The following is a 24,414-nucleotide window of genomic DNA, read 5'->3' as shown; positions in this document are numbered from 1 at the left end:
CTAGATTCTGTCGCGTTTCTCGACGAATGAAGTTATTAAGTGCCTTGAGACAATTTCATTCACAACCCATACGGGAGCCTCCCGTATGGGTGGCTCCTTGATCACGTCGAAGGAGTTCTTCATGAGTCAAGATTCTATTACTTTGCAGTCCAACGATATCACCTCGAATCAGGATGTATTTTGTGATCCTGATATGGTTGAGATCTACATCACGCAGGAACAGATTCATTCTGTTCTTCAGGCGGCAGAAATTTTGAAGAAGAATGACTTCTTCAATATCACAATGAACCTGAAGCCTGCTTTTGAGCTTTTCGAATCTCTGCCGGAAGGCGAAGAGGCGGAAGTAATTGTAAAGGATTCGGAAGGTGAGTCCTTTACTACCTTCAAGGCGGATTACTCGGTCAGCGATTGCCGGCTAAGCATTCGTTGGGATGGCTCCCTCGTAGCTGAAGTTGAGATCGATGGCGGCAAGTCGCTCAAGGCTGATTTCGGCCTTGTGGATGAAATCGTTGATAATTACGGCATTTCTATTCCGGCATGAGCCACATAAAGTGCTAACCCATGGCCCCTCTCGTTAGAGAAGGGCCATTTCTCTTCTGCATACGTCCAGTTCTAGGAGGCAGGCTGAAAGCATTCCGTGGAAACTTAGCCTTTTAGGTGCACTTGCATGATTTTCTATCTGCCCATTGCTGGGTAACACACACGGTCTGTTCACTGAATGAAGCTACGGTTTTGTTTAGTCACCCATGCCGTTTATATTTAACCATCGCGTGGCTTCCTTTGTCGGGGTGCTTCGTTTTTGCGAATTCGTAAGGTGTATAACATGAGTATTCGGCTTAGAATTAATAATGCAGAAAACCGTCAAGGCCGACTCAATCGGTACGAAGAGGATAGCTGGCGGTGTGCATTGGAAGAGCTGCAATATGAGGCCTTGTCAACTCGTGGGGGCGGCAAAGTCAGCGCTACCTCTCCAATATTTATTTCGTACTGCAAAGCAATTGAAAGAGTGGTCTCTTGTCTGGATGAAAAAGGCCGTCTTCATGCGCTTGAAATTGCAGCTGACTACGACTATGACCCTCTGGTAACCCTAAATACTCACACGCCGACATCATTGCTTGGTTTTGTAAATGCAAAGCTGAGTTTTGTTAAAGCATGGGCTGTGTTCGAAATGGAGTGTTCACCGGAGGTGAGTCAGTTATATGACGAAAAGTCGAAAATCATTCCGGCTAGAATTGTTCCGTATGGATGGGCATGGTCATGCACATTTATGAAAACACTGCGACAAGTAAATGAATTCGGCGGTGTGAAATTGCCTCCTCCATTTTTAATCTTCTTTATTACTGTCGGAGTCGAAGCTATAAATCTTTAGATTTGACTTTTAAAACTTAACCATAAAGGATAGCCCCGTATCGGGGTTATCTTTGTTTTTTAAAGGATGTAAATCATGAGTACGACTTTTAACGCAGCCCTGGCCCTTATTGGTGCAGTTGATGATGGTAGCAATTCGGTTCTGCACAAGATCGCCTGGGATTTTGTCCGTTTCCACAACGCAATTCGTGAGGACGACCAAGTTAATGTTTACGGTAATGTTCCTGAGCCTTCGGCTGAGGATTACTACCGCCTGGCCAATATTTATGGCATTAACAAGTCTGCCACTTACAAATCAAGCTGCGCGGTACAGAATGCGATTGCGGTACTCCAATCGTTGACGCCGCAATCTGATTCGCCGTTGACCGAAGCACTCCGTATCCTCAGCGAGATCGACTCTGAGGTTTGCAAGCAGGCCATGGACGTGGTTGATGGCGTGGTTGGCCTTGACGGTGATACGTACACTGATCTGCTGAAGAAACTCTGCATGCTGGATACGAATGGTGCCATTCCTGAACTCGGTTTTCTCTGGTGGTCTGCTGACGACATGGAAGAAGCCCTTGAATGGAAGCGTACCTACCTGCAGGCCGGTGCCATTGCGATCTTCATCCTTCCGGAAAAAGACCGTGATATTGCCGATGTGATGATCCTGCTCGACCGTAAGAAGGCTGCAGACATCGTCGGATGTCAGGTTGGCGAAGAGGAATGGCTCAACCTGGAAGATGATTTTGACCCTGAAGTGGAACACCCGAAAGGCAAGTGTGAACATGCCTCGGCATCCACACCGGACGCTGTGCCCGAAGTGCTGCTGGCTGACGTTGTTGAGTCATTCAGTGCATTGCAGGCTCTGCGTGAGGTCTATCTGAAGTTTGCTTCGGAAGGTACGATCACCGCAGAGCAGATGCATGAGCAATTCCAAGGCATCCTGGCAGGTGATGTGGTGTCGGGCATTATTGAACGCCATGCTGTTCGCGAGAATGCTGGTGTAACGACTGACCCGAAACTCATGCCGAACGCCTGGCTCTGCGATTTGCTGAATAGCCTGAAGGAAACTGAAGGCTTTGTATCGGTGCAGGATGGTATTGTCTTTTTCCAAGACGGTACTTCTTACCCAATCCATTGATTTAACCCAAGCCCTCTCATCGATTTGAGAGGGCTTTTTGCTATTCCGTGTTTTCTTGAAACGATATTGCTCTGAGCAGTCGTTCCCGATAAACTCAAGGTTCTTCTGCAGTTCGCATCCATTTTGGATTGCATTTACCCTATGAGCTTCCAGCTCTTCCAGCCACGCGGCCAACTCCCGCATGGCGGGGTTGGCTACTTTTTAAGTAGGTGACCCCATGACTACCATTCATACTCCGATTTTTGACATTCTCTTTGTGATCCACGAAGGCCGTAAGGTGTTCTTGTTTGCGTCAGAAGATCGCATTCAATGTACTCCAGCCGTGATCGTCGAAGGCCTGTCACGTAAAGCAATGGCCAAACCTGCTTTGGCTGATGCGCTTCGCAACCTCAGCCGCGAAGCGGATGAACCCTTCACCCCGGAAAAGCCTTTCGTAGAGATTAGAACCCTTTCGGATGATCACAGCTTCGATGCCACCTATACCTACCAGTTCCAGCGCAAGCTGGATCAGCTGGAGCGTATGGAAAATGGCAAAACCAAGTACTTCAGTTCCCTGCACATGGCAGAAGATTCCGAGTACATCCCCTGGTAATGCCAGACTTACCCCATTCCCAAGGGAATCATCATGGCTATGACACCCGAAGAAAGAGAAGCTTCGAAACAGCGCTTCAAAGAGAAATCCGAGCGTCTTTCGGCCATTATCAAGCCGCGGCCAAAGACGGTATATACGGCTGATTTCCATTTGAGCGACCTCGATTTTCTGTTGAGCAGTCTTGAGTCCGCGACACGAGAACCCGTTGTAATGAATCCGGATTTTCAACGAGGACATGTCTGGTCGCCTGACCAACAGCGTCGTTACATCGAGAACTTACTTCGGAATGCAGTAACAGGCCCCGGCCTAGTGCTGCAGTTCAATGCTCCGTACTACACCCGTTGGGATCGTGATGCGGATGTATCGCACCCGACTGAGTGTATCGATGGGCTGCAGCGCTTTACTGCTGCGAAAGCGTGGATGGTCGGAGAAATCCTGCCATTTGGGCTTTCCCTGCAGGATTTGCGAGGCAGTGAATTTAGCCCGAACCAGTACTGCTTCCATGTGGAAGTTTATGAGTTCAACTGTCGTTCTGACCTCCTGCTTCATTACCTTGACTTGAACGCCGGCGGCACGCCGCATTCGGAAGAGGAAATCCAGCGTGTACGAGGCCTCTACAAAGAGGCCTTGTCCAATGAAGTCGAAATGCCACGCAACCACCAAGACGGTCAGGAATGACAGTCTCCCACCCAAAGTAACTTCATGATGGATACCCCGCGTGTAACCAGCACCGGGATTGATTTCAATCTGTCAGGCTTCCCTGAGGAGGTGAGCGCCGTAGTGGCGTTCATCCCGGAGAAACTGGCAGATCGTTTCGAACCCGCTGTTCAGCAGATGATCAGTCTGGGCATGTCTGAAGTCCGTTTTTCGTATGACTTCGTCCTCGTTCTTCTCGATTCTGAGCGGAAAGAGATTGATGCCCTGACGTTCATGGATAGTGTCTCACACTGCGCCCTGGCGATTAGCACCAGAGCGCCACCGGAAAGCATTGGTGATGACTACGATTTGGTAGATGTGAACATTCACATCATCTTCAAGAACACAGAAGATTACATCGTCGCCCACTTTGGCCAATTCGGCGGGTTTTTATCCGATATCCAGATACAACTTCCTGACACCTGCTAACCCACTTACCTCCTGAACCCGGCTCTGCCGGGTTTTTGTTTACATGCTGCGCGATTGACAAGGTGGCGTTTGCCGCTACACTTTCCAAGCAATACTGAACGGACACCCAACATGCTTTTATATCGAGCAATTCCAGCTACCAAATTCTTGGTTGGACTTACCTTCCTTCTTGTGATCTATCGTGAATGCACCTTCACCTACACGCCACGGGACGTTATTTTGTGGTCTGGCGGACTCCCATCTTTGTCTGTTGCATGGGGTGTTTTGTGTTCCTTGGGCCTGGTGTTGACTGGCTGGATGGAGTGGAAAGTTGCCATGATCAAGTCAGCGGAAGACGTGGCAAATGATGAAGTTCGTTCCCCGTTCCGGCGCTACTTCACCCTGCTGATCTCACTGATTACGTTGCCGACAATCTATATGATGCACGGCACTACTTACCCGTTTTTCACACTGACTACGGTCGCAGTTCTTGCTTTGGCTGGGGACTTGTTTTTTGATTTTCTGAAAGACTTGGCAATTTTGAGAATCAAGTCTGCTGCTAAAACGGCATGAGCATGAAATAGTAAGGCCCCTGGTTTTTAGGGGCCTTTTTCTTTTATAGCGAACCGGGTATAGTTCAATTTCTACCGATCTTCGGATCTTTTGTTGTCACATTGCCTGTGATGACTTAGCTGAGAAATCAGCATTTACCACTGAGCGCAATGCTCAACTCTCTGCACGTACGTGCACGCTTCAATCAAGTACCCCACCCAGAGCCCACCCGGTGCTCAAAATCTCAACCAGACATCAGACAAGACCCTTCGAGGCCCTGTGTCGGCGTGATCCTGCGTTAATGGATTCCGTTCAAGAGTTGGCCATCTGAATAAGAATTGCCGTTGATCTTGCTCCCTGCATTTAGCAGGCCAGTTACCGTTTGTCTGTAGTTCAACCCTTGCGGGGCTAAGCCCCAAATGGGGTTGCTCCGCTTCATCACAGGAATCATCCCATGAAGAAGCATGACATCTGGAAGTACGCAAAGATTGGTGGCTACCTGCAGTTCAACGGCAGCCCGATTATTACTCCCATTATCAGTGCGTTTTTTGCTTCGTTTTACCTCGAAGATGAGGACGAAGTAGGGCGCATTCAAAAGACTCTGATCGAAGGCCAACGGGCATTGTTCGTAGATTGTTGTGACCATGTTTTGACCTGGGCCGGTGTGGCAATTGCTATCTGGGAACGGGTTGAAGTACTAGGTCTCAATGCGCCGACTGAAGAATTCGAAGGCTTCGATGATTTGTCCTACTGGATCCCGCTGCTGAATACCAAGTTCCGTATCGACAGTAACAAGTTGACTGCGGACATGCTGCCCTCGATAGAGGCGGTTAAGGCTGATGAGCCTATTGAAGTTGAAGTGCTCTTCAAAATGGCTCAGCTGTTCAATGATGGCCATAACCTGACTGGTGTTGTTCTGCATGCATCCGATAACGGTATGCAAGTCGGTGACCACATTGGCATTAGCCGTCAGGAGCTGGTCACCAAGGACTACCACGCCGTTTCTGATAGCCAGATCAATCTGGGTCTGGCCAAGTCGGTAGCATCGCATGCGGAGAGTAAAAACCATGGGCCGATGTCCTGGCTGATTTACTCCTCTGTCAGTGAGCAACTGCGTGGCATCATCGATCCGGAACTTCGCAAGTCCGTCCGTCAGGGTCTCATCGAAATGCTCAAGCAGAATGACTGACCATGACGAATAGCACATTCTTCTGCGACGGTTTCCGAGATGCTTTTACTGGCCACCCGGCCTGTTCGCCAGATCTCCCGGTTTACCGGGATGAATACCTGGCAGGTTACAAAGCAGGTTCGCAAGCTAATTAACCACTCGTCTTCATTGACGATCTTCCACGGCCCTTTTGGGCCTTCTTACCCATGCATGGAATCTACCCCGTACGGGGGGACGCCATCTCAATAGACATCCCTTCGGGGAAAGGAGACAACATGATTACCTCTTCACCATGGGGCAAGGTTCACACTTCCACGGAAATCGCCCCCGGCATCATCCAAGTAACCACAGGCACGCATGGCGGTATTCATCTACAGCCGTGGCGCATTGGGCAGATGCCTGAATGCCTGAAACCGAAGCCTAATCATCTTGAGGGCGACGGAAGTGGGTGGTTCGAGGAAGACATCGATGTAAGCATTGTTCACTTGGCATTCCCTGAGTTCTTCAAGGGCCATGAGGAAGACGCTGAGAAGTCCCTGCGTAATGCATACCCGCACCTGTGGGAGCCTTTGTATGGCCGTAAGTTGGAAGTGCATGAAAGCGAGGCGTTGAAAGACAATGCGTTTTATGAAGCATTGAAAACCAACTACGTGCGGTTCAACACCTTCCGCTCTGCCAGTTATTACAACCCAACCGGCTATGTGTACGTATCGGCCGTGAAGGGGAGTTACAGCAGCGGCGATATCACGCACTGGCTTGTACCGGTAGAGCGCGATGCTGAACCGCGCCTGGTGATCGACCCGGCGTTTGATAAGCAGGCCGATCAAGACGGCTTGTTTGTTGATCCGAGTCTTCGTGAGGCCCAGCTTGAGAACCTTTGGCTGGTGTTTACGAACATCAAAACGACCGGCATGCGAATCGATTCCGACTTCCGCCACATCCCGCGTTTCAGCTATGTGGAAGATGTACGACTCTGGTTCGCACGAATGGACATTCGTTTTGCTGATCGTCATCACACGGCTTCTGCCTAACACTCTTCATTCACTACCCTCAGGATTTCCGCCCCCTGGGCGGAAGTCCTCCAATCCCCACTGGAGTTACCCATGTTTCCTGTTTCTAGCAACCTGTACGAACCCCTGGATGGCTTTTACTCATCGCCGATGTACCTGTTTATCACCGATGACTTCGGTAACGAAGTTGTCAGTGTTTGGCCCATCTGCGAAATCACTGGTTCAGAAGCGCACTAGCCTCGTCGGACTTCGACGCAATACAACGCTTAGCCCGTAACCGTGCAAGTGCCTCATGTACTTGCAACAAAAGGCATACGCAATGAATTTGACTGAAAATGTGATTGATGTTGCAGAACATGTGATTCATATGTCCAAAAAGCATGATTTCAGTCTTGATGAAGACAATGTTCGTGGTGCGGTGGAAAATTCCGCCGAGGCTTTGAACCTTGAATTGTCCGAGGCTGATGTTATCGCCGCTTGCGATCACATTCTGAATCAGTAATTTCAGCCATTACGCCTTACGTCCTTGCTCATCCTTGGATGAATACAGACTCTAGGCCATTACCACAAAGCCCCTATCACTGAAATTCAGTTGATAGGGGCTTTTGTCTTGTCGATCAATCTGCATTTTGCCATCCCCACGTCGCTCCAAACGTATCTTTACTGCGGGTTTAGCGAGATTTTGATAAAGAAATGCGCCAATTTTCCGACGTAGTCGATACCAAATTTTGCCGCTTTTCTGATATGAATTGCTTCCATACAGTAGCCATTTAATGCGTACCCGAAGTAGCCATGCAGGACATGAGGAAAGCCTCCAAGGATACGATCATGAAGGCATTTAATTGCTAAATATCTTTTAACGTCTTAACTTTTCATTCGTGTGAATAAAAAAACAAGTTGCCAACAATGTTAGGATTCGTGCAAAGTTGGGAAAGTAGTCGTGCCTGTCAGAGATAATAGAAAGAAAACCATGCTTCGAGTCTATACATTTAACTTTGCATCTGTGCCAGCAGACGATCAGCAAGAGCTGATCAACGCGTGCATGACGGTAAGCCATCTTGAAACCTTAGAAGAAGGCTATGACGAATTGTCCCGCAGTATGGATTCAGCTAAGTGGTCTGTATACAGAGGTGGTCATCACATCAACATCGTTGCCCGTCAAGTTTCCACTGTTTCAATTCTGAAGCTGATTTCCATCAAGGACAAAGGTCTCCACATGGCTGGATTCCCTGATCATCTTTGTAAGGAACGTCTTGGCATTGGTTACCCCATTGCCAGTTTCTAACGCCATTTGCTACGCTAATCTGAAATAACGGGTGCGTAGCGCCCGTTTTCATGTCCATTTTTACTGTGTCCATCACCCGGTAAAGAAATGATGCGAGAGCTTGAGATAGTTGAATTACTCAACTCAGGAATAGACCCAGTCACAAAGAGGCCGATTCAGATCGAGCACAATCCACGGCTTGATAAACTGCGCTCCCAATACCTTGAGGAGTTGCGACGTTGTGCAAGTCAGTCTGTGCCGCCGGCGTACCAAGTAGAGAAAGGTGTTGGCCGTCATGATGGCAAGCAGAGTAAAACAGGCACGCCATGGAGCGTAGCCGACAACAACCGGCTTAAAGCACTCTGGACGGTCGAAACGGATGTAACTTCCAGTGACGTTGCCAAACGCCTGGATCGCACCCCAGTCGCAGTGCTCGTTTGCCTGGTCCACATGGGCTTGTATGTGTCAATGGAGGAGGCTGCTGCAGAGGACACCCTGCGGAGAATCAAGAAGGGCAGCAACACCTTTTGGCTTGATGTCCCTTCATTCCCCGGCAGTCAGGTTGCGGCAGGCCGTGAAGCGCCAAAAGGGCCGCACAGGGCCTCTGCTGGAAAAGTCTGGGACTCCGCATCCGACAGACTGCTAAAATCGCTCTGGGCGGCTCCGGGACACCCTTCATTGGATGTGGTTGCGATAGCGTTGGGTCGGTCGAGCAAAGCAATCTTGCTTCGACTGATCAAAGTCGGCATCTTTGACAAAGAAGAACAGGCACTTGAAGAGGACGCTGAGAGAACACGACGCATCATTCCCATCGCTCACCAGAAGTGATTACACAGAAATGGCAAATTCTTTCCCGGTTTGGCCTGAACGCGCGCAATGTCGTTGATTCACTGACTTCGGAAGAATTTATCCAGAAACTCCGAGAGATCAGTCTTGATCTGCTGGTCAGTATGGCACGGATGTGTAGTGACGGTCACAAGCTGAAGCCTGCTGTTTTGGTTGCAACTGACAACGGTGCTCTGTCTGAAAAATGGGGATTTCGGGGAGCGACTTCCTATTTGCTGTGTGGAGTTCGCTCCTTGTGATAACCATGTGACATTGGACAGTTCAGTATTCATTGTCACCGCACAGACCATCAACAGCAATGCAGAGAATCAGAATGCAGGCCCATCACCTGGATGACGTTCTCTCAGATCAGTACTTCCCTCCGAGGCATAAAAGAGCGTGGCCTGCGCGAGGATATCCGGAAGACCCTTGTCGGCTTGCTCACAGTAAGAGGGTAATTTCTTTTGGTCGATTTCGCACTCGCTCTGTGAACTTTAGTGTAGAATTATGGCTCCTCTTGCCTTATGGCATTGTGCATCCGCGCACTTACCCAGACCGAACAGGTCACTTGTATACCTAGTTTTAATTATCTACTTATCCCTTGAATGTGCTTCCTGCTTGTAGGCACTTCGCCGGTCAAATTACTTACCCAACCTGTATTCGAATTCCTGCTAGGAATTCGCATTCTATTACCCAATGGAGAATCACCATGTCTACAACCGTTACTCACTGCAAAGAATGCAACAGCGAAATTGGCAAAAGAGGCGTATGGGAAGGCCTTTGCTACGATTGCGCTGTTGATGAGGGTCTGGTCGATACGCATGTTCCTGGAGAGCGTGGTCAAGTCGATGCATCTGAAGCGTTCAATAATCAGGAAAGTAGCAACATAAATCTTCAATAGTGAAGCATAAGATGTTGTTGCTCACGAAATTGATATGGCTAAAAGAATTACTTTAAGCCTTCATTCAGCATTTCTTTAATATCCTTACGGAGACCTTTCCGAGCGGAGGGTCACTGTATTTATCAAAGGGGAGACCCTTGAAAGGATCGTAGGCCAAGTCATTTGTTGTTTGGCTGACAAATGCCTTGTGAAAGGATTCAATATTAAATCTTCACAATAAGCCCGGCCCATCGTTGTGATGGCCGGGCTTATTCATTGCGCCCTGGCGCATTTAACCTGTATCTCTCGCTGCTTCACCTCACTCGTTCTGACCGGCACTAACTGGCCGGCCTCCTGAACACACTCTTTCTTACCTCTGAATGAGTTGGCTAAATCGCCAGCTCAGTTCACTCGCGTCCAAATCTTGTCAATCCATCGCGTTGGAATGGAAGGATTTTGGCTATCACACTGCCCGGGTTTAATACCCCGCATACTTCATGCAGTTGCAAAGGACTAGAGCATGACTTACCCGAATAACCAATCAATGTTTGATCGCATGGTGCAGCAGTACCTGACTGACGATTTCGGCCGCACAAAATGGGCCGACCTCGACATCAGCAATAGCGAATCCGCATTGCGTCATATTTTCAAGTTTGGTGCGTGTCTCGACTTTGCGAATGCCGTCAATGAAGTAACCGGCTGGCCTATCTTCGAGATTCAATGGGGCACAGCGTTGGATGGTGACCCGGACGATGTTGGTGATGGCCTTGCATTGCATCGTGTCATTCTCCACCCATCGGGACGCTTTCTTGATTCGTCAGGTTGGACAGACCGCCAAGCTGTTTTGGAAGAGTTCCATGCCACGCATTTCACGTATCAGTGGATGGATGAGGTTGATGCCGGCGGTGGTGTATTCAGTATCGATTACGATCTTGTGCAGCAGGTGGCAATGACGCTCTTGCCGCAAGATGCGCAAGATACAGCCTACATTCCGGCCTAATTTATCTCCAGCCTGGGTTGTATAAACAAGCTGTACCATCAGTTGCCCTGGCAACGATTGCTCAATTCACCGTTAAACTACCCAAGAACCCCGTGCCAATTTGGCCGGGGTTTTTTCATTACCACAAAAGAAAATCCCCGCCGAAGCGGGGATTGATTTTCATGTAAAAGGTTAGGCGGGGATGGGCTCCAGTGCCTCCAGCTTTTTGGCCTTCACGAATGCGGCGATCTTCTGCTTCATCGGTTCTGGATCATTCAGCGAATGAAGCCATTCCAGAGTCGAAACCAGCAAGAAACGGTCACTACGGATATTTGCAGCAGTGGCTTTCTCAAAGATTTCGACAACGGACTTGCCTGTCAGCGGGTTGACTACTACCCAGCTTTTGCAACTATGGGGCAGGGGGGGAACGTCACTGCCGTAAATGCGCGGTGCCTGGGTGGTTGTGTTACTCACGCTCATGAGCACGATCTCCATGCAGTTGTTCAAAGGCGACGTAATCGATCAAGGCCATCTTGCGAAGGCCAACAGATGCATTCGGCCAGATTTCACACTGAGCTACCGCGTGGCCACTGCAGAAAACAGCTGCGCAATCACCAGTGGTGACGCCGATCTGGTCTTGAATTACCGAAAGTGCCGCATCGAGGTCGCCGATTTCAGCTGCACGCTGGTAGTCATCGTCATCAAGAATTTGGGTGAGGTCCTGATCCGCAGAGTCGAGTTCGATTCGTTCGGCCATTTCGTCAGCAAATTCCTGCGGGTTCATCAGACCGTAGGTGGTCAGACGCTCCGGGATGTCTTCAGCGGAGATATGGCCATCTTCGATCTGCCGGCGCAGGTAGGTCTGAATCTTCATGGCATCAACCACGATATTCTGACCGCGCTGTTGCATGCCTTCTTCAACGGTGCCGATGAAGTCGCAAGCTTCCAGAGCATGCTCCAGACGGCGTTTGACTTCTTCAGTGTCACCACTACGACGTTTGCCGCTGCGTTCGATCAGAACCAGTTCACTGGCCAGACTGAATACTTCGGAAACATCGTTGAGCGTGACTTCAGCTGAGGTGGTATCGACCTGGCTACCTTCTTCGTCGTAAATCGCAACGTCGATGGTGAGCTTGTCGTTGGTTACCGGCATATTGGTGTGAAGCGTTTCTTTATGCAGTTCCCAGTATTCGTTGGCGCGATCTAACAGCACCCGGACATCATCCAGATCAAGGTCCATGCTCGACGCCAGTGTGACCAGATCCAGATTGTCCTGGGTAGCCATGATTTCCGAAATCAGACGTGCAAACTGAACAGTGTCTTTGTTCCAAAGTTGGGACATGGTAATTCCTTCCGGCCTGATGGCCATAAATGGAGCCCATCCCCTGAGGGGTGTGGGCCTGGGTTGGTCGCTTAGTAGTTGAAAATATCGGGGATACGAATACTGTTCCCCTGATTGTTCACGATCTTCAGGCGCTGGCCACTGACGTGAGTCGGAGGATTGCGGAAGTTGATCTCTTTGATTTCAAGGTAGCCAGAAGCTTCTTCAGGAATGGTTTCAGAAACCTCCATTTGATTCAGCAACTGACTGGCATGCCCTGCTTTTTCGAATACGACCACATGATGCATAGCCGTATGCATAGAACGGAATTGAACGCCGTAAAGCATGAAAATCTCCAAGTAGGAGATAGGGCATCCCCGAAAGGGAATATCCCCATCGGGTGAAGTAAGAATTGGTCAGGCAGATATTGCCGAGGGTGATGCAGAGTCTGTATGGACTAAGGGTAATTGCACTTGTCAGGGTGCGCGCCATATGGCGAGAAGAACCCACATTGTATTCGCATGGATTGCCCCGGTAAAGCACTCTCACTCAAGCCACATTCAGGTTAAGACCTATAAGCGATTTCGCGGAAAAATGGCTATCCATTCCGAAAAGTGTTGAGATCACAAGACTCAACCGGATTGGCCAGAATTGGTAGCCTGCATGAACAATCATGAAAAATTCAAAGAATTGAAGTTTGCTGTCCTGCGCAGCCTCAGCGCCCCGGTGCTGTGTGTTTGCCTTGCAGGGGTTGTGCTTCTCTTCGGTCTTTTGTTGAACCTGGCATTCACATCAATGCCGCTGGTAAGTCAGGCTGGCATGGTCATCATCGCCATTTTCTTCCTAGTGAATTTCCGCTCATACCATGAGTCCCGATTATGGAAGGGGATCATAGCTGGTGTGGCCTCAAATCTATAGGCCAACCAGCCACCTTCTTCCCGACAAATGCAGAAACAGTACTTCAATCTTGGGTGTGACAATGCCAAACAACAGTTCCAGCAGCGCAATGATTTTCGACGAAGGTGCTTTCCTTTTGGGTGGACGATATGACTCGATCAAAGAGGCCCTGCGGAATGTGTCTGGCATTCCCAATGCCACGTACAAGGTGATGGGGGAAGAGGTCTTTGTGTATGAGGCGCTGGTGAAGAGCGTCTTTGAGCAGATGAACAGACAGAACGGCCTTGGCCTGGCGGAAGTGGCGCACTTGATGCTGCCGGCGGCAATCATGTCTCCCTTGAAGGCAGTCAAGGACTGGAACATTACCCCCTACCCATACCAGCGTATCCACGCACCGTCCGGTGGTTGGTATCTGAGGCACAAACCATTTAATGCCCGAACTCCCAATACCTACCACGACCATGCGAAGTTTCTGGAAGTCGTCGTCTCCTTGCTGATGGGCGAGAAGATCGAGGGGGAAGGTGATTTCGTCTATGACGAAGTACCGCTGGTGTTGGAGGAACCGCTAAGCATTGAATCACTACCGCCAAAGCCTTTGTTGGAAGGTGAGAAGATAGGAAAGATGGGGCCTGCCGGTGGGGGCATAAATTATATGGCAGGGTTTCCTCCGCTGACCCCGGAACTTCATTCTGAGGTTAGCCGTCGGCTGACTGCCTGGGATGTCAATGCAAGGCGTGTTGCTGTCTCTATCGAACCATTGCTACCGGCCGTGCTTGCCGGTTTGCCCATTGACCTTATCCGCATGACAGAGGATGCGATTGGACTCACTTGCGATCAGGACCACGAGAAAATGGCATCCTTGCGTACCCTGTACCCAGAAATTCGTAGGATTCAGTCAGAGTACTTGTATGAAATTTACGACAACTACCAGTTCGAAAGGTGGTTCTCATCTGACTGGGCACCGGATCGGGAAGTGGGCTTCATTTTTTACCTGCTCGGTAAGTTTGCAAAACCGGAAGCGGCTGGCGACGATGCTTGCTCGTTGGGGTTGTGGTTTGCACATGCGCGAGATAAGGGCCTGGCGCTGGAAGAGGCAACGGTCTTTGCCCTGGCGTCGTTGCAATACGACCGGGCACTGCATCGACTGGACGACAACATCAAAATGGCCATCTCTTACCTGAAGAAGGCGGTAGACGGAGAGCGGTCAACTGGCCAGCCAATTGTCACGATTGCAGACGCCATGAGATTGGCGCGTACTGTTAATTCTAGGGTTGTCGTTCATCAGGATCTACAGGGTCTCGCACAGTTGGATGGCGCAAGCTAACCCATAACACGAGTCCAAAACAAAGGCCGCGTATGCGGCCTTTGTTGTGTCCAGAACGCAGTCAGTTTATTCAGATTGCGGGTTGCTGGCACTGGTTACCGGCGCGTCGTAGAATCGCGGCGCGAAGCTAGCTATCTCCCACATACCAATTTCCTTTGTGCTGGAGTTGCGGTCAAGGGTGAGGGTGGCGTCTGTAGACAGGCCACGGATAACTGCCAAATTCTTCATGGTGATGATCAGTGTGTCGTCATGCTGCGCCGATGCGCCATGCTCAACCTCTACCTTGAGGATGGCTCTCATAGGGATGGTTAGCAGACCACCACCGACCAGCACGTCAATGGTCGTGTTCTCAATCTTCCCGCTATGCAAAAACCCACGTCGATCGACTACTGAATCAAGAGAGGGGAGATCAACGATGTTGTCGTGCATCCAGCGAGGTCCGCTGCTTGGGGAGTCCGGATGTTCCTTGAGGATTTCCACAAATTGGCTGAATCGAACGAACTTGGGGTCATCGGCCAATTCGCGGCATATATCAAGGTTTTCATCTGGGAAAACGACCAATGGAATGATCGGCGTGCGGTTCCATAGCGAATTCCGCTCACGAAGAAAGCGGTTTGCTTCATACAGGAAGCCGCCAATTGAGCGGGACGGATTGCGGAATGCCGGCTCGAAGTCTCGGTCCTTCATGGCCACATTGATGTAGGCCCGATCATTTGAGGTGGTGCTGATAGCTTGGCTCTGGCTGTCATCAGTCTTTTTCGTACTCGGGCTGATGGTGATCGAGCCGCGCCATGTCTTGAACAAAATGCCGTAGCAGCGACTTCCTTTGGTGATCAAAAGGTCAACATAGGACTCAAAGCCAGAATGGCTGGTCATGGTCTTGTTGATGAAGAAAGTAGCGTTGGACTGCTGCAGCGTAGAGATCAATTCTTGGGCACCCTTAGGCCAGCGCTGTGGATCCTGGTAGGGGTGGTTTTCAATCTCACCGGTGCCCATCATTCTCCACATTTTGTTGAGAACCCAGAATTTCTCCAGATGTAATGGAATTTCCCTGGCGGGGATGCCGCCAATGGCCATGCCAAGTCTGCCGCCAACGTACTCCGATATTTCTCGCCCGTTGCACGAAGACTGCCCGCTGTTCAGTCGGATATTAGCGGCCTCGCGGAAGTTCTCTTTCCAGTCCGCATCCAATGACGCAGAAACAGCCCGCGCTGCGTCGTCGTAGTTTGATGTGGTTGATGATATCAAAAGGGCGGCAATGCGCTCCTGGGCTTGCTCCTGCGTCACCAGTGGCATTGTGGCGGACTTCAGGCCGAATACGCCGTGTTCAGTGTCGCCGTCGTTCAGGAGAACGTCCGAAATGTCCTTGTTGTGCTGAATCAGCTCAAGACCGATTTTTCCATCAGGCCGAATGCCGCGAATCTTCACCTTCACACTATCGTGCAGCTGGATATCTTCGACTTTGACATTGGCCGGGAAGGAGTTCGCATGCGCTAGACCTGACACATCAGCGAACCGAACTTTGATCCCATATTGCGCAGTTTTGGAGACAATGCCGTAATACTCGGTTTCGGTGTCGAGGCTAGGATGCAACCTGGCCAGATCAGCTGAACCATCGCACGGCTCGGTTTCCAGAAGGCCTAAGCTGAAGCGGCCATCCTCGTGTTTTTTCAGGATAATGACCTTCGCCTTGTGGCCCCAATCAAGGTCAGACAGGGCAATCCCGTCAGCAAAGTTTGAGGTGTGGGCGAGTCCGGTGAAAATGCCGAACTTCACGAAGACGCCAAATTCAGCGCAGTTCGTGATTGTTCCATCGAACACATCAGAAATGTTGGGCAGTACATCCTTGGGTGGTTCTTTCACTACCGGCTCTGACAACGGCTCAAGGCCGAACCCTGGCATGGGGAGATATTCCGGTTTGCCCAGCGGGATGTGTTCCAGCAGGTTGACCAGAATCTTGCCCTCATCGGTAATGCTCTTGATTGCAAATTTGAGGATATCGCAGGGTTTGATTTCGAAAGAGTTGATGCTCGTGCCAGTCTGCGACCAGTCTATATCGGCAGTGTACGGCCCGAACGAGACCAAGGAACGCTCGGTAGAGATTACGCTGGCAGTACCGAAGAAAATGCGATTGACTTCAAGATCAGGCTGTTTGGAATCAAAGAAGGGCGATATGGTCATTGGCTACTTATGCATTGCTTAGGATGTAAGCTCCAATGCTATAGTCCGCACGGAGAATTTCAATTTTTCGTCGAAATCATTACAGAAATTGCCCCCACCCGGAGTGGGGGTTGGGTCTTCGCCTATCAAACTGTGGAATCTATCAGCTTGCCTTGCATTCCAAAGGGTAGTGCGCGAGTAAGGCGAGCGAGATCATGCCATCAGAACGCACCCGGTCAACGCGAATCTTGCAGGTGTCGCCGGCCTGAATGCCCTCAAAAGTTACTTCATGGCTTCGCCAGTTTCGATAAGCAAACCCGTACATGTTGCCGAACTTGATCTGCACCACGAAGTCGGTTGCCGAGGTCACAAATCCCTCGTCTTCGTGGCCCAACATCTGCGTCAGAGATGTACTGGTGTTGCCTTCCTGACCGGTATGCAGGACTTCCAGCATACCGAAGCTCATCTTACCGTCGTAACGCATTCGGGTGATGATGATCTTGACGATGCCGCCCCATTGCAGTGATTCCGGATCGATACCTTCCGCCATGTCTGAGCGGTGAACGAGCCCACGGAATACACCGATACGGACGAAGAAGCCAAAGTCCGTAACTCCATCAATTCGACCAATATAAACTTCACCCAGTTTCGGCATCCGGTTGTTGGGTGTATCCGAGACGGTCTCAGTGCTGGGGCCGACCAGTTGGTCATGATAATTGTCGATAGATAGCATGCGCGGCTGTGGGTCATGTTCCAGCAGCGTGACGGTCATGTTGGACCCATGAACGGATTCATTCACCACGAAGCTGACTAGATCACAAGCTCGGATGCAGGACGGCTCAATGGCAGGGCCAAACAACTCCCAGCTGAACGAAGCCTGGTAGGGGCCAAATACGACTGTGCCGCCCGCCGGCGAGACAGACGCAACCGTACCCTTGAATACCAGACCGGGCCGGGCATCAGGTGTGTGAGGAATCAGAACTGGACGCATTCCCATGAAAGTCTCCTGCGTAATATCGTGCCCGCAGCATATCGCCCGGCACGATAAGGTCAAATCTTCGGCAAAATCACTTGGTCTATCCAATGGACTGGCTATTCATCACGCAACTTCAGTTTCCCCGCGTGATAGTCCTCAGCAGACAGGAGGAGAGGTGCCCATTTCAGGTAGTCCTCCCGTGTCCTGGGGTCTTGGAAGAATTGCAGGTAGTCACCGGGTGTGTACGCAGAGATGTTGAAGAGAGCCGAGGCCGGGACCGTGAGCGTGGCGGGTGTCATGCCAAAGTCTGTCATACGCTCCCGCAACCAACTGAACATGGCTTTTCGTGACCGTGGTTGCCATTTGGCAATCCTGGAAATGATGCCCGGTCCCATATTGCCTTCTGGCTGATATCGCTTGTGACGGTAGCTGGACTTGTTGCGGTAATCCCGGTCGAGTCGGCGGTTCTCCTTTTCTGCCTCCATTTGAAGCCAGTACCCTTGCTGGCCAGCAACAACAGAGTTGGCATCCAGTGAGGCATTGCACTTGGCCCGATAGGCTTCAAAGTCCGGCGCGTCACCGTTGTAGAGTGTGGCCGAGCCGTCATAAACCAACTTGATCGCCTGGTCGAAGCCTGCAGCTGTCCAACTTTTGACCGGTGGGTGAGGGTGCAGCACGGCAGAACGGTCGAAGAGGCCCTGAATGATCAGTGCAATCCGGTTGAATTCCTTGATCTTGTCCGTTATCTGGCGCATGCCTTCATCGAAGTTGACGTTGGATTGATCAAAGGGCTTCCATTCGCTCGGTCGGAAATAGAGCCCGTTAACGTGAATGGCATCATCCATTCCCTTAAACGGGTCGTGAATGTAGCTGGTGCCCGGATTGGCTTTCCGCCATTCAGCACTTTTGGCAATGGTGTCCTGCCACTTTGCATAGCAATCTTCATACAGCGATACCGGCATCAATTTGTCGATACTGTGGCCGAACATCTTCATCATCATCGGCTCGTCCGGGGAGTAGAGGGCCTGGTCAGGGAAGATCAAAGCGCCAAAATCCATATCGCAGGAAAGACGCCATACCTGTTCGCCATTACGGATGTACAGGAAGGTGAACTTGTCGGACGCGCCAATCTGCAAGTTAATGTGGAAAGCCAAAGGATCACCCTGGCAGTCACGTTCCTTTTCATTGCGCCGCACCCGCATGGCAACAAGTGTGCGGGGGAAGGGAAGAATACGGTCCCGATTTTCAGCCTGGCTTATCCATTGGTCGAATTCGGCGATGTCCTTGAACTCCATGCCGCCGGCCGTGTAGTTCAACAAGCACTCTTCATCCATGTAGAGACGGCGCTGCATGACGTGCAGCTTGTCCAGCATGTCAGCGGGCTTGCCGTCTGAACACTGAACAACTTGCTCGGTCAGCCCTGCATAGAGACTCACATTGAAGATCCGGCCCTCGATGCCCTTGATCTCTTCTTTCATCACGCCCATCTGGGCCTGGGTCATCATCGTGGTGGCCATCAGCCACCTGGACAGCTGCTCACTGTTTTGGGCAATCAGTTCGAACATTCGGGGGAGCGTTACATCTTTGGCTTCGTGCAATTCGACTTCATAGGCCCTGACATCGACCTGGCTGGAGAGGGTGGCCAATGCCATGCTTTCCTTGGCTGGTGTGCGCTCGTGCGTGGCCCCTGGCCCGGTAAGTGCCGTAGATTGGGAAATACCCAGCCTTGCAGTGAGAGCCTGAATTTCACCGAGCAGTCTTGCCGACTCGGATTGGTGGTGCATGATCCGGCCCTGGATGTACGGGATGGCATCGGGTTCATAGGTCAGTACGGACCAGAAATCATCGAAATGAACGCGCCGGCTGGTGTAGCCATGGCGTTCACTATGAGGGGAGTGCAACTCAACGAAGTTCGACCCGATCTTCATAACGCAGCCCAGCCATTTGTATTCCTGGCCGGCTTTTAGGCCCGAAGATGGGTCGTCATACGTTGCTTTGCTTTTAATCCAGTACCATTGCCCCAGCCCCAGTTGGGGCTGAGTCTCTTCACGAGAAGGGGAAGGATCAATTTGACCTTGTGAGGTAACAGAGTCTTGGGAGATGTTTACAGGTTTCATTTGCTTTCCGCCGGGAAAGTGAATTTCGATAAATGAAACCTACAGACAAAGTACAGAATGTCAAATGAACAGGGAAGGCATGAGCTTTGATATGGCCAAAAATCTACAACTAAATGCGGTTGTAGTCCGGATCGCGTTCTTTCACCGCAACTGTAACTTGAGGCTCAGGATCTCTAGTCAAATCAAATTTAACATCTTACTTTTTGAGAATCTGGAACTTATCTGTTTTCCAGTATTTTGGAAAGCAAGTTTTGGCATTTAGCAGCCAAAGCTGAATGCAAAGCGAAATTCTAGTGATTCCAGATAAGGCCCATAGGCAAAAACAACACGCTAGAATGTACCAGCCATTCGGCCATGTAATTATATTTAGTATGTAGAGAGTTGAAATAAAGGTTGTTAATAAAAAGAACAGGTATGTCAGCTTAGGGTCGGCTCCTGATATTTTTATCATATCAAAATCAGAGAACGAATAGCCTTGCGCTTCTATTTCTTTTGCGGCCTTGCGTAGGGCTGATACTGACCATGGCGAATCAAAATGTGCAAGGAATGCTATTTCCTTAGATTTGTGGATGCCAACAAGTCCAGTGCATGTGCTGATATCCTTTGTAATGAGAACTGTTGAACTCATTCCGACTTTAGCTATTTTACATGAACCTTGGCGAACTTTAATTGTCATAGGATTGTATTTATTTACTCAGAAATATTGTTTCTATTGCAAAATGTGTGACAAAGAGGTTGAGGAAAAGGGGGGCTGAAAGTGTCCTGCGATACGCTGAGCCATTATTAATGCAGATGATATTCTTACAGTAATTTGTACTCATAATTACTTTCCAAAAATTCAGCATAATGGGAAGGGTTTAGAGAGAAAGCGCCTTTGTCATTCGGGTATGCTGCATTGCGCAGCACTTCCAAATAGGTCGATTTATAACTACCTTGATTGCTCTCTACGCGTTCAGCTTCGTCCCACATGCTTAGATTGCAAAATGAAACAACCACACAGTCATTAAGGGTGGTGAAGCGAACTCTGTCACCGACAGTGGTGCACGAGTTCATGAAGCACAGAGCAAGTAATTTTTCGTAGCGATTCTCTGTCTTGGTTTTCTCTGCTTCGTGCGCTAACGCTGATTGAAATGACGAATAAAAAGTTGGGTCTCCTTCAATCTGGAAAGTAAAACAAACCCTGCCGTAATACTCCCCTTGGTTAATGGAGCCAAAACGTTTCACAACACCTTCGATAGTTTTGAAGTTGCACTCAACTTGTTTTTTCTTGGCAGAAAAGAAGCTCATATAAATCCTTCATTTCGAGGAAGAGTGATATTGCCTGTGAATACCCTAAATGAATGGGCCCAGATAGTCAAAGCTAATCCACCTAAGGAAAAAGCCCGGCCTCCAGAAGGAGGGCCGGGCTGACGATCGGGGACCGTACGGGTTAGACGGTGTCAGGGCGACGGTTGTTGTTCATGGCTTCTGCAATGATGAAGTCCGGGTGCTGGTCCTGGAGCCACGAGAAGATCACGTTGCGATCTACACCAATCTCAAAGTGGAGGAAGGGCAGATTGATCTTGTTATCTTCCTCTACAGGAATGGTGGAGAACAGTTCGTCGAACAGTACGTAGTAGTAGCTCAGCGGATGCTGCAGGAAAGGTTCCACGTTTTTATGGCTGGCATAAGCATTGAAGACCGATAACGATTTCCAGACTTCGTCCACCAAAGTACCCGCAGGGAACTGCAGGAAATCTTCTGCAACCACGGGGTTGAGGGTGTGCATCTCAAGACCAATCACCTTTGCCATGCGTTCTGCCACGTAATGCATGTAGGCCTCGCAGTCAGTTGTGAACATGCACGGGAATCCCTTGGTTACAAAGGCTTCATTGCCGGCGTTGGTGAGCATGTCGGAATCGTCTATTAGCGACTGAACGTCCGACAAATCAGGCGCAGAAAAGAATTCATCACAAAGGTAGTGATGGCCGCCAACGGCCCAACCGACCTGGGTGACATCAGGGTGTTTCGACGATACGGCATACAGCAGATCGAACACCATCCGGGGCATATCTTTTACGACGATGCCCTTGGCGTCATTGCCCTTGGCGTCATTGCCGGAAGTAACTTCAGGCTTCACATAGCGAACCACGTTGCCGATAGATGATTGAATGACGCCTGGCAACATGGCCGGGGTAGGGCGCGAATCAACTACTTGGCGAACGATGGTATCGATTGCCATCCAGTCAGACTCGGAACGCCCATCCTTCGAAGTGCTCGACAGGAAGTTGGTCCACACATCAACTTGTTCGTCATGCGACAGGTCATGATCGCCATTGGCATCCATGTCATTCAGGTCCCAGCAGACTGCAACGCCGGTAGTTTCGAAAACACGCAATGCCTCGGTAAGGTGGCTACGTTCCTCTTCCGGAAGTGCTGGCAGTACTTCAACAACGGTGCTCAGCAGGGAATTAACACGAAAAGCTTGGGGCAGGAAATTGAATTGGGTCATGAAAAGCTCCATAGGGATATAGCGGAGCTTTCCACGCGGGAAGGCCCCGCGAGGGTGGTAGTACAAGAATCAACTTGCGTTGAGAGTAATTGCATCAGGTGATGCGTAGGCCAGTTGGCCAGAAAGAACAGCCAGTCTATCACAGGTATCTGGGACGTTGTGGTGGATCATATTGCAAGGGCAGGGCACAAAGATGTCATTCATGAGCGGATTGAATACAGAGCCTTTATGAGCAGGCAACTGACCTCATACCACCCAACAAGCAAATTACATCGTAGGCCTTTGGCATCATAACCGGTGTCATTTGCCCTGAAACCTTCCATTCGTCATAATGTCCATCTTGAATTACCAAGGAGGACATCATGTCCAAACGAGCCATTATTCGCGAAGGAGACACTACCTCGCACGGTGGAATAGTTCTGGAGGCGTTCCCGAATTTTACTGTCTATGGCAAGAATGCTGCTGGTGTTGGACACCGAGGACATTGCCCACAATGTAAGCGGGATTTTGTGATCGTAGCGGGGGCAGCTAAGTACACTTTCATGGGAAAGAACGTTGCTGTAGAGGGCATGCAAACATCTTGTGGTGCGGTACTGATTGCCTCGCAAGGGCAGGCGACGGTTGATGACTCGTCAGGAGCAACCACAAGCATAAGAGCCGGTGCCAATGCGCTAGCGGCAGCTGTAACAACGTCAACAGAAAACGAAGACCACGAATATTTCTATACGGTAGAGCGTGATGATGGCTCGCCCGTCAAGCTGGCATATCGCATCGACAACGGAGATGAAAAACTCCATGAAGGTGAGCTTTGCGGTGAGGGTAAGACAACTGCGTTCCCTATGAATAAGTCCGGCGAACCCACTTTCTGGATTCCGATGATATGAGCCTAGACGCACAGACAAGAAAGCTTGCAGCAATCGCATACGGGGAAGCTTCCGGGGCGAATGATCCTAATGAAATAGGGGGTATTGCTTGGGCAGTAGCGAACCGGGCGAGAGCCTGGGGTGGAAAAACAATTGAAGGGCTGCTGGCTGCTGACCCTAACTACACCTATGCAGTGAAAGATGGCAACCGCAGATACGCCAAACTCATGAAGGCCAGCGAGGATGCAATAGCAGCTGACAAAGGGATGGCGGTGGCTGTCGATTGTGCAAAAAGTGCTTTGGCCAACGCGGATACAGACCCGTCAAATGGCGCGTTCTGGTGGGATGGCCTGGACTTCAAAACTAATTTCGAGAATCACCCGAAAGTGAAGGATGGCTTCCACATCGCCGATCCAAGCCACAATATTTTCAATGTGAAAGATGTTAGCCATCCGACAACAATTTATTGGAAGGTCAAGGACAAGAAAACCGGAAAGGAAGTTAACTCGAAGGTCCGTGGGAAATTTCAGTTTGTTTGGGAGTCCACTGCTGCTTATGGGAAAACCATTTTCTGGAAACACGATGCGGACTATTTGAAAGCCACAAGCGGAAAGGCGTACCGATGAAGTGCTTGCCGATGATTGCTTTATGCCTACCACTGGCTGCTCAAGCTGGACAGGTATTCAATGGATATGATGCCTACTACGCAACGATAAAAGGCCGCTTGTTTTCCGGAGAGGGTCACGAATTGCGGCTAGATAGCCTTTTGGGAAGAGATGACCTGGCCTACGTTTGGCAAGGTAGAGACGCCGGAAACTACCACTCTGTGGGCGTACGGGGCGGCCGTATCAAAATCGATGGAAAACTCGTGAGGAGCCGCAGTGTAACGGTTTTCCCCGGGGAGATAGTGGATGTTGGCGACTTCGGTAGTAGCTCGAATGTTTACTTTGCGAACGGCTGGGCTTGCCTGGATGGGGTTCCTCCCTCTGCATCCGGTACGGCAGTGAGGCATAAATCAGTTTACCTAATTCAGCTTGAGAACCGCCGGCTGAAAACATGGAAATTGCCCAGTCTTTTTGCCTCTTGTGCCAACATCCGCAAAAAAGGTGATGCAATCACTTTTGATAAAGCTGAGTACCAGTATCGAGAAGAAAATCCAGACCCAATAGGTGTAGTGTTTACAGAATTCGAAGTGAACGGAGAAGGCTTCCATCAGTTAGGTAACCAGCGTCAGATTCTGTTTGTTGAGCCCGGAAACGTCTACAAATTCTCCCTACAATAGGGCCCACGGCAGACGGATCGCCACCGTAACCATTCAAGATTCTTCCCAAGTGCGTTGTTCGATGATGACCGCGTTTCCCAAGATGATGAATAAGCCCTCACTGATAAATTCAAGGGGG

General features: G+C 50.1%; 29 protein-coding genes. 20 read left to right on the top strand and 9 right to left on the bottom strand.

What is annotated here, in order from left to right; genetic code table 11:
- The first annotated feature begins 121 nt into the window (after nt 1-121).
- From ACODR9_RS12240 to ACODR9_RS12170, 15 genes are all read left to right on the top strand, one after another.
- A complete protein-coding gene (locus ACODR9_RS12240) occupies nt 122-541 on the top strand; it encodes a hypothetical protein (protein WP_488809573.1) in 420 nt (139 codons plus the stop codon).
- A gap of 282 nt (nt 542-823) precedes the next feature.
- Nucleotides 824-1,369, top strand: a complete 546-nt coding sequence (locus tag ACODR9_RS12235) for a hypothetical protein (RefSeq protein ID WP_488809572.1) — start codon at nt 824-826, stop codon at nt 1,367-1,369.
- Between the two features lie 75 nt (nt 1,370-1,444).
- Complete coding sequence (locus ACODR9_RS12230) at nt 1,445-2,491, top strand: hypothetical protein (protein ID WP_488809571.1); 1,047 nt, start codon at nt 1,445-1,447, stop codon at nt 2,489-2,491.
- Between the two features lie 217 nt (nt 2,492-2,708).
- The gene (locus ACODR9_RS12225; RefSeq protein ID WP_488809570.1) at nt 2,709-3,083 is read left to right on the top strand and encodes a hypothetical protein; all 375 of its coding nucleotides are present in this window, start codon (nt 2,709-2,711) and stop codon (nt 3,081-3,083) included.
- 33 nt (nt 3,084-3,116) lie between these two features.
- Nucleotides 3,117-3,761 (top strand): DUF262 domain-containing protein, encoded by a 645-nt coding sequence (locus ACODR9_RS12220; protein WP_488809569.1) that lies wholly within the window; start codon nt 3,117-3,119, stop codon nt 3,759-3,761.
- A 24-nt stretch (nt 3,762-3,785) separates the two neighbouring features.
- A complete protein-coding gene (locus tag ACODR9_RS12215) occupies nt 3,786-4,208 on the top strand; it encodes a hypothetical protein (protein ID WP_488809568.1) in 423 nt (140 codons plus the stop codon).
- Between the two features lie 111 nt (nt 4,209-4,319).
- A complete protein-coding gene (locus ACODR9_RS12210) occupies nt 4,320-4,760 on the top strand; it encodes a hypothetical protein (RefSeq protein WP_488809567.1) in 441 nt (146 codons plus the stop codon).
- A gap of 433 nt (nt 4,761-5,193) precedes the next feature.
- A complete protein-coding gene (locus ACODR9_RS12205; RefSeq protein ID WP_488809566.1) occupies nt 5,194-5,928 on the top strand; it encodes a hypothetical protein in 735 nt (244 codons plus the stop codon).
- 254 nt (nt 5,929-6,182) lie between these two features.
- The gene (locus ACODR9_RS12200) at nt 6,183-6,938 is read left to right on the top strand and encodes a DUF7007 domain-containing protein (protein ID WP_488809565.1); all 756 of its coding nucleotides are present in this window, start codon (nt 6,183-6,185) and stop codon (nt 6,936-6,938) included.
- Between the two features lie 72 nt (nt 6,939-7,010).
- Complete coding sequence (locus ACODR9_RS12195) at nt 7,011-7,154, top strand: hypothetical protein (protein WP_488809564.1); 144 nt, start codon at nt 7,011-7,013, stop codon at nt 7,152-7,154.
- Between the two features lie 82 nt (nt 7,155-7,236).
- Entirely contained in the window at nt 7,237-7,419 is a 183-nt protein-coding gene (locus tag ACODR9_RS12190; RefSeq protein WP_488809563.1) for a hypothetical protein, read from the top strand.
- 438 nt (nt 7,420-7,857) lie between these two features.
- Nucleotides 7,858-8,202, top strand: a complete 345-nt coding sequence (locus ACODR9_RS12185; protein ID WP_488809562.1) for a hypothetical protein — start codon at nt 7,858-7,860, stop codon at nt 8,200-8,202.
- Nucleotides 8,203-8,289: 87 nt separating this feature from the next.
- Complete coding sequence (locus ACODR9_RS12180; RefSeq protein WP_488809561.1) at nt 8,290-9,009, top strand: hypothetical protein; 720 nt, start codon at nt 8,290-8,292, stop codon at nt 9,007-9,009.
- Nucleotides 9,010-9,715: 706 nt separating this feature from the next.
- Complete coding sequence (locus ACODR9_RS12175) at nt 9,716-9,907, top strand: hypothetical protein (RefSeq protein WP_488809560.1); 192 nt, start codon at nt 9,716-9,718, stop codon at nt 9,905-9,907.
- 499 nt (nt 9,908-10,406) lie between these two features.
- Nucleotides 10,407-10,886 (top strand): hypothetical protein, encoded by a 480-nt coding sequence (locus ACODR9_RS12170; RefSeq protein ID WP_488809559.1) that lies wholly within the window; start codon nt 10,407-10,409, stop codon nt 10,884-10,886.
- A gap of 171 nt (nt 10,887-11,057) precedes the next feature.
- On the opposite strand, the gene ACODR9_RS12165 is transcribed toward ACODR9_RS12170, so the two are convergent.
- The 3 genes from ACODR9_RS12165 to ACODR9_RS12155 all read right to left on the bottom strand — a co-directional run bounded on the left by ACODR9_RS12165 (nt 11,058) and on the right by ACODR9_RS12155 (nt 12,533).
- Nucleotides 11,058-11,345, bottom strand: coding sequence for a hypothetical protein (locus tag ACODR9_RS12165; RefSeq protein ID WP_488809558.1), 288 nt, complete (start codon nt 11,343-11,345; stop codon nt 11,058-11,060).
- Nucleotides 11,332-12,207, bottom strand: coding sequence for a hypothetical protein (locus tag ACODR9_RS12160; protein ID WP_488809556.1), 876 nt, complete (start codon nt 12,205-12,207; stop codon nt 11,332-11,334). The genes ACODR9_RS12165 and ACODR9_RS12160 overlap by 14 nt, the downstream gene beginning before the upstream one ends.
- Nucleotides 12,208-12,278: 71 nt before the next feature.
- The gene (locus tag ACODR9_RS12155) at nt 12,279-12,533 is read right to left on the bottom strand and encodes a hypothetical protein (protein WP_488809555.1); all 255 of its coding nucleotides are present in this window, start codon (nt 12,531-12,533) and stop codon (nt 12,279-12,281) included.
- Between the two features lie 316 nt (nt 12,534-12,849).
- On the opposite strand from ACODR9_RS12155, the gene ACODR9_RS12150 reads away from it, so the two are divergent.
- Complete coding sequence (locus ACODR9_RS12150; protein ID WP_488809553.1) at nt 12,850-13,104, top strand: hypothetical protein; 255 nt, start codon at nt 12,850-12,852, stop codon at nt 13,102-13,104.
- Between the two features lie 88 nt (nt 13,105-13,192).
- On the top strand, nt 13,193-14,407 hold the full coding sequence (locus ACODR9_RS12145) for a hypothetical protein (RefSeq protein WP_488809552.1): 1,215 nt from the start codon (nt 13,193-13,195) through the stop codon (nt 14,405-14,407).
- A gap of 66 nt (nt 14,408-14,473) precedes the next feature.
- Here the strand turns inward: ACODR9_RS12145 and ACODR9_RS12140 are convergent, their stop codons facing one another.
- The 6 genes from ACODR9_RS12140 to ACODR9_RS12115 all read right to left on the bottom strand — a co-directional run bounded on the left by ACODR9_RS12140 (nt 14,474) and on the right by ACODR9_RS12115 (nt 22,151).
- Nucleotides 14,474-16,588, bottom strand: coding sequence for a S1 RNA-binding domain-containing protein (locus tag ACODR9_RS12140; RefSeq protein WP_488809551.1), 2,115 nt, complete (start codon nt 16,586-16,588; stop codon nt 14,474-14,476).
- 142 nt (nt 16,589-16,730) lie between these two features.
- Nucleotides 16,731-17,564 carry a S1 RNA-binding domain-containing protein gene (locus ACODR9_RS12135; RefSeq protein WP_488809550.1) on the bottom strand — a complete coding sequence of 278 codons (834 nt, stop codon included), beginning with the start codon at nt 17,562-17,564 and terminating at the stop codon, nt 16,731-16,733.
- A 95-nt stretch (nt 17,565-17,659) separates the two neighbouring features.
- On the bottom strand, nt 17,660-19,660 hold the full coding sequence (locus ACODR9_RS12130; RefSeq protein WP_488809549.1) for a hypothetical protein: 2,001 nt from the start codon (nt 19,658-19,660) through the stop codon (nt 17,660-17,662).
- Between the two features lie 196 nt (nt 19,661-19,856).
- Nucleotides 19,857-20,336, bottom strand: a complete 480-nt coding sequence (locus tag ACODR9_RS12125) for a hypothetical protein (protein WP_488809548.1) — start codon at nt 20,334-20,336, stop codon at nt 19,857-19,859.
- 125 nt (nt 20,337-20,461) lie between these two features.
- A complete protein-coding gene (locus tag ACODR9_RS12120; RefSeq protein WP_488809547.1) occupies nt 20,462-20,947 on the bottom strand; it encodes a hypothetical protein in 486 nt (161 codons plus the stop codon).
- A gap of 142 nt (nt 20,948-21,089) precedes the next feature.
- Nucleotides 21,090-22,151 (bottom strand): hypothetical protein, encoded by a 1,062-nt coding sequence (locus tag ACODR9_RS12115; protein WP_488809546.1) that lies wholly within the window; start codon nt 22,149-22,151, stop codon nt 21,090-21,092.
- A 362-nt stretch (nt 22,152-22,513) separates the two neighbouring features.
- On the opposite strand from ACODR9_RS12115, the gene ACODR9_RS12110 reads away from it, so the two are divergent.
- The 3 genes from ACODR9_RS12110 to ACODR9_RS12100 are packed head-to-tail and all read left to right on the top strand — an operon-like array spanning nt 22,514 to nt 24,296.
- Entirely contained in the window at nt 22,514-23,035 is a 522-nt protein-coding gene (locus ACODR9_RS12110) for a PAAR domain-containing protein (RefSeq protein ID WP_488809545.1), read from the top strand.
- Entirely contained in the window at nt 23,032-23,640 is a 609-nt protein-coding gene (locus ACODR9_RS12105; RefSeq protein ID WP_488809544.1) for a hypothetical protein, read from the top strand. The genes ACODR9_RS12110 and ACODR9_RS12105 overlap by 4 nt, the downstream gene beginning before the upstream one ends.
- Complete coding sequence (locus ACODR9_RS12100) at nt 23,637-24,296, top strand: hypothetical protein (protein WP_488809542.1); 660 nt, start codon at nt 23,637-23,639, stop codon at nt 24,294-24,296. Before ACODR9_RS12105 ends, ACODR9_RS12100 begins: the two co-directional genes overlap by 4 nt.
- Nucleotides 24,297-24,414 lie beyond the last annotated feature (118 nt).

It is taken from the genome of Aquitalea sp. FG25, from assembly GCF_057809375.1.
The sequence above is the reverse complement of the archived record's forward strand: the minus strand, read 5'-3'. Positions and strand labels throughout refer to the sequence as shown.